Source organism: Streptomyces sp. NPDC006235 (assembly GCF_040613735.1).
Lineage (GTDB): Bacteria > Actinomycetota > Actinomycetes > Streptomycetales > Streptomycetaceae > Streptomyces.
In genome coordinates this window covers 1-9,599 of record NZ_JBEXSR010000090.1, presented here as the reverse complement: position 1 = coordinate 9,599, position 9,599 = coordinate 1, and the positions used below count along the sequence as shown (strand labels likewise).

At 71.3% G+C, this 9,599-nt stretch carries 6 protein-coding genes; 5 read left to right on the top strand and 1 reads right to left on the bottom strand.

Translation table 11 applies throughout. The annotated features are described in order from the left end of the window. Positions 1-71 precede the first annotated feature (71 nt). From ABZ192_RS42800 to ABZ192_RS42790, 3 genes are all read left to right on the top strand, one after another. Positions 72-2,012 carry a M4 family metallopeptidase gene (locus tag ABZ192_RS42800; protein ID WP_356929869.1) on the top strand — a complete coding sequence of 647 codons (1,941 nt, stop codon included), beginning with the start codon at positions 72-74 and terminating at the stop codon, positions 2,010-2,012. Between the two features lie 209 nt (positions 2,013-2,221). Continuing rightward, positions 2,222-3,868, top strand: coding sequence for a M4 family metallopeptidase (locus ABZ192_RS42795; RefSeq protein WP_356929868.1), 1,647 nt, complete (start codon positions 2,222-2,224; stop codon positions 3,866-3,868). Between the two features lie 62 nt (positions 3,869-3,930). Beyond that, a complete protein-coding gene (locus tag ABZ192_RS42790; protein WP_356929867.1) occupies positions 3,931-4,464 on the top strand; it encodes a DUF1990 domain-containing protein in 534 nt (177 codons plus the stop codon). 68 nt (positions 4,465-4,532) lie between these two features. Here the strand turns inward: ABZ192_RS42790 and ABZ192_RS42785 are convergent, their stop codons facing one another. Continuing rightward, positions 4,533-7,154, bottom strand: a complete 2,622-nt coding sequence (locus ABZ192_RS42785; protein WP_356929866.1) for a glycosyltransferase family 1 protein — start codon at positions 7,152-7,154, stop codon at positions 4,533-4,535. Between the two features lie 290 nt (positions 7,155-7,444). Between ABZ192_RS42785 and ABZ192_RS42780 the strand changes: the two genes are divergently transcribed. Next, positions 7,445-8,647, top strand: a complete 1,203-nt coding sequence (locus ABZ192_RS42780) for a S8 family peptidase (RefSeq protein WP_356929865.1) — start codon at positions 7,445-7,447, stop codon at positions 8,645-8,647. 215 nt (positions 8,648-8,862) lie between these two features. Continuing rightward, positions 8,863-9,599, top strand: a 737-nt coding sequence (locus ABZ192_RS42775) for a maltotransferase domain-containing protein (RefSeq protein ID WP_356929864.1), incomplete at its 3' end; no start/stop codon positions are given.

Sequence of the window (9,599 nt, the reverse complement as noted above, 5' to 3'; positions counted from 1 at the left end):
AGCAAAGGCTCGATCACCGTCCACGCAGCGTCAGATATCTCCCCATCCCTCACGACCGACCCAACGATCAGATGATCGGAAAGACACTGCCTAGGACGGCACCGTCGGCCGCGAGCAAGGCGAACCCCGGCTCGGAATCGGTCAGGCTCACCCCCGCCCAGCGCGCCGCGCTGATCCGCGCGGCCGACGCCGGCACGGAACGGACCGCGAAGGACCTGGGCCTCGGCGCCAAGGAGAAGCTGGTCGTCCGCGACGTCCTCAAGGACCGCGACGGCGCCGTGCACACGCGCTACGAGCGCACCTACGACGGCCTGCCGGTCCTCGGCGGTGACCTGGTCGTCCGGAGCACGAAGGCGGACGCCACCGCCTCCGTCGTGAAGGCCACCCGCGCCGCGATCAAGCCGGCCACGACGAAGGCCGCGGTGCCCGCCGCGCAGGCCCGGCGGCAGGCCCTGGCCGCGAGCAAGGCCGAGAAGGCCAAGAGCCCCGGCGTCAACCGCGAGCCCCGCAAGGTGATCTGGGCCGGGAACGGCAAGCCGGTCGTGGCCTACGAGACCGTCGTCGGCGGTTTCCAGCACGACGGCGCCCCGCAGGAACTGCACGTGGTCACCGACGCCACCACCGGCGAGAAGCTGTACGCGTGGGAGGCGATCGAGACGGGCACCGGCAACACGGTGTACTCCGGCACGGTCGACCTCACCACCACCCAGTCCGGGTCGGCGTACAACCTCACCGACGGCGCCCGCGGCAACCACAAGACGTACAACCTGGGCCGCGGCACCTCCGGCACCGGCACCCTCTTCTCCGGCCCGGACGACGTCTGGGGCAACGGCAGCCCCTCGAACCTGGAGTCGGCCGCCGCCGACGCGCACTACGGCGCCGCGCTGACGTGGGACTACTACAAGAACGTGCACGGCCGCTCGGGCATCCGCGGCGACGGCGTGGGCGCGTACTCCCGCGTCCACTACGGCAACAACTACGTCAACGCGTTCTGGTCGGACAGCTGCTTCTGCATGACGTACGGCGACGGCTCGGGCAACGCGAACCCGCTGACGTCGATCGACGTGGCCGCGCACGAGATGACCCACGGGCTGACCTCCAACACCGCGGGCCTCAACTACAGCGGCGAGTCCGGCGGTCTGAACGAGGCGACCAGCGACATCTTCGGTGCGACCGTCGAGTTCTACGCGAAGAACTCCTCCGACTTCGGTGACTACCTCATCGGCGAGGAGATCGACATCAACGGCGACGGCACCCCGCTGCGCTACATGGACAAGCCCAGCAAGGACGGCGCGTCCAAGGACGCCTGGTACTCGGGCATCGGCTCGATCGACGTGCACTACTCCTCGGGCCCCGCGAACCACTTCTTCTACCTGCTGAGCGAGGGCAGCGGCACCAAGACCATCAACGGTGTCAGCTACGACTCGCCCACCTCGGACGGCCTTCCGGTCACCGGCATCGGCCGGGACAAAGCGGAGAAGATCTGGTTCCGCGCGCTGACCACCAAGTTCACCTCGACCACCAACTACGCGGGCGCCCGTACCGGCACCCTCGCTGCGGCCGGTGAGCTCTACGGCACCGACAGCGCCGAGTACAAGGCGGTCCAGGACGCGTGGGCGGGCGTGAACGTCGGCACCCGCTCCGGCGGCGGAGGCGGCGGCGGTACGTCCTTCGAGAACACCGCGGACGTGGCGATCCCCGACCGGGGCGCGGCGGTCACCTCGCCCCTCACCGTCTCCGGCCGGACGGGCAACGCGCCGACCGACCTCCAGGTCGCCGTGGACATCGTCCACACCTACATCGGCGACCTCAAGGTGGAGCTGGTCGCCCCCGACGGCACGGCGTACACGCTCAAGGGCTACGGCACCGGCGGCAGCACGGACAACATCGCCACCACCTACACGGTGAACGCCTCGTCCGAGGCCGCCAACGGCGTCTGGCAGCTGCGGGTCCAGGACAACGCGGCCCGCGACACCGGATACATCAACAGCTGGAAGCTCACCTTCCCGTAGGCCCGTTCGCGGTCCGTCCAGGACAGGGCGCCGCCCCGGCGGGTTCGACTCCCCCGGGACGGCGCCCGCTTCACGTGTCCGGGCATCCACCTCGTCGTCGATTTCCGGCCAACATCACGCGCAGTCCTGACATGTACGCGTCTCAAGTGCCACTCTTCCCCCACCCGCCGCACAGCACCACAGCACTTCCCCCACACCGAGGAGCTTGTGTGTCCACCTCTCTCTACGCGCGTCACAAGCGCACCACGCTCGCCATCGCCACCGCCGTCGCGGCCGGTGCCCTGCTCACCACCGGTCTGACCTCCGGCAGCAGCGCCGCCGCCGACGCCTCCTCCACGCCGGCTCTCGCGGCCGCCCCCGTCCTGCTCTCCGCGCCCGCCCGCACCGCCCTGATCAAGGAACAGCAGGCGGACGCCGCGAAGACCGCCGACCAGATAGGCCTCGGCGAACAGGAGAAGCTGGTCGTCAGAGACGTCGTGAAGGACGCCGACGGCACGGTCCACACCCGCTACGAGCGCACCTACGCGGGCCTGCCGGTCCTCGGCGGCGACCTCGTGGTGCACGCGTCGAAGTCCGGCGCGACCAAGGGCGTCACCAGAGCGACGAAGGCGAAACTCGCGGTCGACTCGCTCAAGCCCGCCGTCACCGCCGCCAAGGCCGAGAAGCAGGCCGTGACGCTCGCCAAGGCGGCCGGCTCGGAGAAGACCGAGGCGAACTCCACGCCCCGCAAGGTGATCTGGGCGGCCGACGGCAAGCCCACCCTCGCCTACGAGACGGTCGTCGGCGGCCTCCAGGAGGACGGCACCCCGAACGAACTGCACGTCGTCACCGACGCCGCCACCGGCAAGAAGCTCTACGAGTACCAGGGCATCGAGACCGGCACGGGCAACACGACCTACAGCGGCAAGGTCACCCTCGGCACGACCAAGTCCGGCTCCTCGTACAACCTCACGGACGGCACGCGCGGCGGCCACAAGACGTACAACCTCAACCGCGGCACCTCCGGCACCGGCACCCTCTTCTCCGGCGCCGACGACGTCTGGGGCAACGGCAACCCCTCCAACCTGGAGACCGCCGCCGCCGACGCGCACTACGGCGCCCAGGTGACCTGGGACTTCTACAAGAGCACCTTCGGCCGCAGCGGTATCCGCAACGACGGCAAGGCGGCCTACTCGCGCGTCCACTACGGCAACAACTACGTCAACGCCTTCTGGTCGGACAGCTGCTTCTGCATGACCTACGGCGACGGCTCGGGCAACACCCACCCGCTGACCTCGCTCGACGTCGCAGCCCACGAGATGAGCCACGGCCTGACCGCGGCCACGGCACGCCTCAACTACAGCGGCGAGTCCGGCGGCCTGAACGAGGCGACCAGCGACATCTTCGGCGCCGGCGCGGAGTTCTTCGCGGCCAACGCCTCCGACGTCGGTGACTACCTCATCGGCGAGGAGATCGACATCCGGGGCGACGGCTCCCCGCTGCGCTACATGGACAAGCCCAGCAAGGACGGCGACTCGGCCGACGCCTGGTCGGCCGGCCTGGGCGGCCTCGACGTCCACTACTCCTCCGGCCCCGCCAACCACTTCTTCTACCTGCTGTCCGAGGGCAGCGGCTCGAAGACCATCAACGGCGTGACCTACAACTCGCCGACGTCCAACGGCTCCACGGTCACCGGCATCGGCCGCACCAAGGCGCTGCAGATCTGGTACAAGGCGCTGACGACGTACATGACGTCGACGACCAAGTACGCGGGCGCCCGCACGGCGACCCTGAACGCGGCCTCGGCGCTCTACGGCGCGTCCAGCACCGAGTACAAGGCGGTCGCGGCCGCCTGGTCCGCCGTCAACGTCGGCTGACCGAGGCACGGCCGAGGGCGGTACCCGGACCGAAGGCAGACCCGGGTACCGCCCTACTCTTGGTGACCGTGTCTTATGCGGATCCGAAGGACTTCACCTACGCCGATGTCGGCGCCACCCGCGACCAGGGCTTCTGCCCGCCGGGCTTCCATCCCATGAACGTGCGCACGCGCCTCGGCGAGGGCGAGGAGGTCTTCCGCCGGGCCTCGGAGGCGGTGCTCACCTGGGAGATGCACCGCGCCCTGGGCGTCGGCATCGACGCGGGCGCGGACCGGGCCGCCCCCGGCGTCGACGTCACCGTCACCCTCGCCGGCATGATCAAGGCCCCCTGCCGTGTCGTGTGGACGATCGAGGAACCCCGCCGCGCGGGCTGGGCGTACGGCACGCTGCCCGGCCACCCCGAGTGCGGCGAGGAGTCCTTCGTGGTCGACCGCACGGGCGACGGCACGGTCTGGCTGACCGTGAACGCCTTCAGCCGCGGCGCGAAGTGGTACGCAAGGGCCGGCGGCCCGGCGACCAGGGGCTTCCAGCACGCGTACGCACGCAGGTGCGGCACCGTCCTGCGGGATTTGGCCAACCAGGGACTCTTGGACTGACCGAGGGGCAGCGTCCGTAGGGGCGCGGGGAACTGCGCGACCAGCCCCCACGCACCCGCAGACAACACTCAACGCATCAACAACCCCGCAGCCTCCACCAGTTCCTCGCTCGGCCCGGCCACAAGCCCCAACTCCGCACTAGAGGCCAACAGCCGATGCGCGGGAAGGATCCGCACCGTATACCCAAAAGGCCCGGTGCGATCCAGCGACAAGGGCCCCTCATAAACCCAGCGCCCGTCCTGCCCGGGGGACCCGACCGGCTTCAACGGGACGACCGCCGCGTCAGCGATGTGGTCCTCCTCGTCCACCCGGCCCGAAACGGCCTGCACCTCCACGTCGTCCGGCCCGAGCTCACCGAGACCGACCCGCACGCGAAGCCCCAGCGTCGTACCCAGCTCCGCCAGCGCCTCCGACGCCGACGTCTCCACATGGTCGACCGTGACCCCCGGCCACGCCGCCCGCACCCTGGTCTTCCACTCGGCGAGATCGCGCGCCGCGTCCGGGCCCATGGACCGGTGGGAGAGCGCAGCGGGCGCGTAGAGCCGCTCCACGTACTCCCGGACCATGCGTCCGGCCAGCACCTTCGGCCCGAGCAGGCTCAGGGTCTGGCGGACCATCTCGATCCACCGGTCGGGCAGCCCGCTCTGCCCGCCGCGCTCGTAGAAGCGCGGCGTCACCCGCTGCTCCAGCAGGTCGTACAGCGCCGCGGCCTCTACGTCGTCGCGGTGGTCCGGGTCGGTCCCCACACCGTCGGCCGTGGGGACGGCCCAGCCGAAGTCCGGCTGGAACCACTCGTCCCACCAGCCGTCCAGGACGGACAGATTCAGACAGCCGTTGAGGGCCGCCTTCATCCCGGACGTACCGCAGGCCTCCAGCGGCCTGAGCGGGTTGTTCAGCCAGATGTCGCACCCCGGGTACAGCTTCTGCGCCATGCCCATGCCGTAGTCCGGCAGGAACACGATCCGGTGCCGTACCCGCGGATCGTCCGCGAACCGCACCAGTTCCTGCACCAGCCGCTTCCCGCCGTCGTCCGCGGGGTGCGCCTTGCCGGCCACGACGATCTGGATCGGCCGCTCGGGATGCAGCAGCAGGTCCATCAGCCGGTCGCGGTCGCGCAGCATCAGCGTCAGGCGCTTGTACGACGGGACGCGCCGTGCGAAGCCGATGGTGAGGACGTCCGGGTCGAGCACGCCGTCGATCCAGCCCAGCTCGGCCGTACCGGCGCCGCGCTGCCGCCAGGAGGCCCGCAGCCGCTCCCGCACCTCCGTCACGAGCTGCTCGCGCAGCCCCCGCCGCAGCTCCCAGATCTCCTGGTCGGGGATGTCCGCCACCGCGTCCCAGCGGTCCGAGCCGCCCACGGTCAGGGCGTCCTCGGCGCGGTGGACGCCGACCTGCCGGGCGCCGAGCCGGAACACCTCCGGAGCGACCCAGGTGGGCGCGTGCACACCGTTCGTCACGGAGGTGATCGGCACCTCGTCGGCGTCGAACCCGGGCCACAGGCCGGAGAACATCTCGCGGCTGACGTTGCCGTGCAGCAGGGAGACACCGTTGGCGCGCTGAGCCAGGCGCAGGCCCATCACGGCCATGTTGAACAGGTTGGGCTCGCCGCCGGGGTAGGTCTCCATGCCCAGCTTGAGGACGCGCTCGACATCGATGCGGGGCAGCTCGGCGTCGGGGCCGAAGTGGCGGGCGACCAGCTCGCGGTCGAAGCGGTCGATGCCGGCCGGGACGGGAGTGTGGGTGGTGAAGACGGTCCCGGCGCGGACCGACTCCAGCGCCGAGTCGAAGTCCAGGCCCTCGGCGCAGAGCTCGGCGATCCGTTCCAGGCCGAGGAACCCGGCATGTCCCTCGTTCGTGTGGAACACCTCCGGCGTGGGGTGCCCGGTCAGCCGGCAGTACGTGCGCACCGCCCGGACCCCTCCTATGCCGAGCAGCATCTCCTGGAGCAGCCGGTGCTCGCTGCCGCCGCCGTAGAGCCGGTCGGTGACGCCGCGCTCGCCGAGGTCGTTCTCCTCGACGTCCGAGTCCAGCATCAGCAGCGGGACCCGGCCGACCTGCGCCAGCCAGATCCGGGCGTGCAGCTGCCTGCCGCCGGGCAGGGCGAGGGCGACCCGGGCGGGGGTGCCGTCGGGCTCCTCCAGGAGGACCACGGGCAGCTCGTTGGGGTCGAGGACCGGGTAGTGCTCCTGCTGCCAGCCGTCCCGGGACAGGGTCTGGCGGAAGTAGCCGTGCCGGTAGAGCAGGCCGACGCCGATCAGCGGGACACCGAGGTCGCTGGCGGCCTTCAGGTGGTCGCCGGCCAGGATGCCGAGGCCGCCGGAGTACTGGGGCAGGGCGGCCGTGATGCCGAACTCGGGCGAGAAGTAGGCGATCGCGGCGGGGAGTTCGTCGGGCTGGGCCTGGTACCAGCGCTCGCCGGTCATGTAGTCGTTCAGATCGCCCGCGACCGCGGCGAGGCGGCGCAGGAAGCGGCGGTCCTGGGCAAGGTCCGCGAGCCGCGCGGGCGGCACGCTGCCCAGCAGCCGGACCGGGTCGCCGCCCGAGGCGGCCCAGCGCTCCGGATCGACGGACTGGAACAGGTCACGGGTCTCCGCATGCCACGACCAGCGCAGATTGCGGGCCAGATCACTGAGCGGCCGGAGGGGTTCGGGGAGAACGGGTCGGACGGTGAATCGACGGATCGCCTTCACGGGTTCCACCTCGGCGCGTTCGCAGGATGACGCAGGGTTCTGACACAGGGCTTCATCGACGTCACCTACGACAGTACCGGCGTCGGTGCCGCCACCGGTGAAGCTCCTGCACCCAATCCCCGATCGTCCGGAACCGCCCCATCCGCGGATATGGCCGATTCCGCCCCCATAGGCGTCCTTGTGGCGCTTCACACGCCACGAGAGGCTGCCCCTGGCGTACCGGGCCCGTGCCTGCCGTACGCGGCGCCGCGCGGCAGCCGTACGCCGAGTCGAGGAGGGGAACTCGGACCATGGCACGGACGCGCACACGGCGTCTGCGCTGGACGGGGGGCCTGGCGGCGGCGATCTGTGCCGCGGCGTTTTCAGCCACCACCCTGCCCGCGCACGCCGTACCGGAGGGGCGGATACTCGGTGCCGGACAACCCGGCTCCGTGAACGGGAGTTACCTGGTGACACTGGAGGAGGGCACCCGGGCGGCATCGGCGGCCGGAAAGGCCCTCGCCGAGAAGTACGGGGTGCACATCAGCCACACGTACGGCACGGTCCTGAACGGCTACGCGATCAGGACGGACGAGAGACGGGCCGGGCGGCTCGCCGCCGATCCCCGGGTCGCCTCGGTCGTCCAGGACACCCGCGTACGGCTGGAGCGCACCCAGGCCGAGCCACCCTCCTGGGGCCTGGACCGCGTCGACCAGACGGGCCTGCCGCTGGACCGGAGCTACACCTCCCCCGATTCGGCGGGCTCCGGGGTGAGCGTGTACGTGATCGACACCGGCGTCCGGACCACGCACCGGGACTTCGGCGGCCGGGCGAGCCACGGCTGGGACTTCGTCGGGAACGACAAGGTCGCGTCGGACGCCAACGGCCACGGCACGCACATCGCCGGCACGGTCGCCGGGAGGACCCACGGGGTCGCCAAACAAGCCCGTGTCGTCTCCGTGCGCGTCCTCGACGCGGCGGGGGCGGGCACCACGGCCCGGGTGATCGCGGGGATCGACTGGGTGACCCGGCACGCGAGGAAACCCGCCGTCGCCAACCTCAGCCTGGGCGGCCCCCGCAACGAGCGGCTGGACGCCGCCGTCCGCGCCTCCATCGCCTCCGGCGTCACCTACACGGTCGCCGCGGGCAACGACGGCAGGCCGGCCGGCCTGTACTCCCCGGCGAGCGTCAAGCAGGCGCTCACGGTCGGCGCGACCGACCGGAGGGATGCAAAACCGGCCTTCTCCAACCACGGTCCGGCCCTCGATCTGTTCGCCCCGGGCGTGGGCATCACCTCGGCGTCAGCCGCGAGCGACACCGCACGGGTCACCTTCTCGGGTACTTCGATGGCGGCACCGCACGCCGCGGGCGCGGCCGCGCTGTATCTGGCCGATCATCCGAAAGCGGCTCCGGCCCAGGTCACGAGGGCTCTGACCGCGGGAGCGGCGACCGGGAAGATCTCCGGCCGGGGTCCCGGCTCACCGGACAAGTTACTGCGGGTGCCGCAGGGCTAGGGCGAAGGAGCAGCCACGCGCAGGGGCCGGCCTCGTCCGTCGCGGACGAGGCCGGTCTTGTGTGTCGACATACGCGTGAGTAGTTAACAAAGTGCCGGATTGCCCACCCGAATAGGGTGGGAAGGCTCCTCCGGGTACCCCTCTCAGGAGCACCATGCAGGACCCACCTCCCCACAGACATCCGCCCACCCACGTTGACGCGGACAGGAGCGGTCATGCCCGCCAAGCACCATTCGTCACCACCCCCCACCCGCCGCACCGGGGCGCGCGCGCCCGGCGGCGAGTCCCGTCCCGCGCGCCCGGCCGACGCCGGTCCGCAGATCGCGCAACCACCCCCCGCGGGCGAAGCGACCGCCGTCGGGCGCATACCCGTTCTCGATGTCCGCCCGGTCGTCCAGCGCGGACGCCGGCCGGCCAAGGCCGTGACCGGCGAGACGTTCGAGATCTCGGCGACCGTGTTCCGGGAGGGGCACGACGCGGTCGCCGCCAATGTCGTCCTGAAGGATCCGGAGGGCCGTCCCGGCCCGTGGACGCCGATGCGTGAGCTGGCTCCGGGGACGGACCGGTGGGGCGCCGAGGTCACCGCCGGGGAGCCCGGCCTGTGGTCGTTCACGGTGGAGGCGTGGGGCGACCCGGTCAGCACCTGGCGCCATCACGCGCAGATCAAGATCCCGGCCGGCATGGACACGGACATCGTGCTGGAGGAGGGCGCGCGGCTGTACGAGAGGGCGGCCGCCGGGGTGCCCGAGGAGGAGGGCCGCCGGGACGTGATCCTCGCGGCCGTCGCCGCCCTGCGAGACGAGAACCGCCCGGCGGCGGCGCGGTTGGCGGCGGCGCTGACGCCGGAGGTGGACGACGTCCTGGCCCGCCATCCGCTGCGGGACCTGGTCACCACCTCCGAGCCACTGCCCCTGCTCGTGGAGCGCGAGCGGGCCCTGTACGGCTCCTGGTA

Excerpts from the sequence above, each read along its gene's own strand:
- ABZ192_RS42780 (WP_356929865.1), top strand. The coding sequence starts at position 7,445 with ATGGCACGGACGCGCACACGGCGTCTGCGCTGGACGGGGGGCCTGGCG.
- ABZ192_RS42800 (WP_356929869.1), top strand. The coding sequence starts at position 72 with ATGATCGGAAAGACACTGCCTAGGACGGCACCGTCGGCCGCGAGCAAG.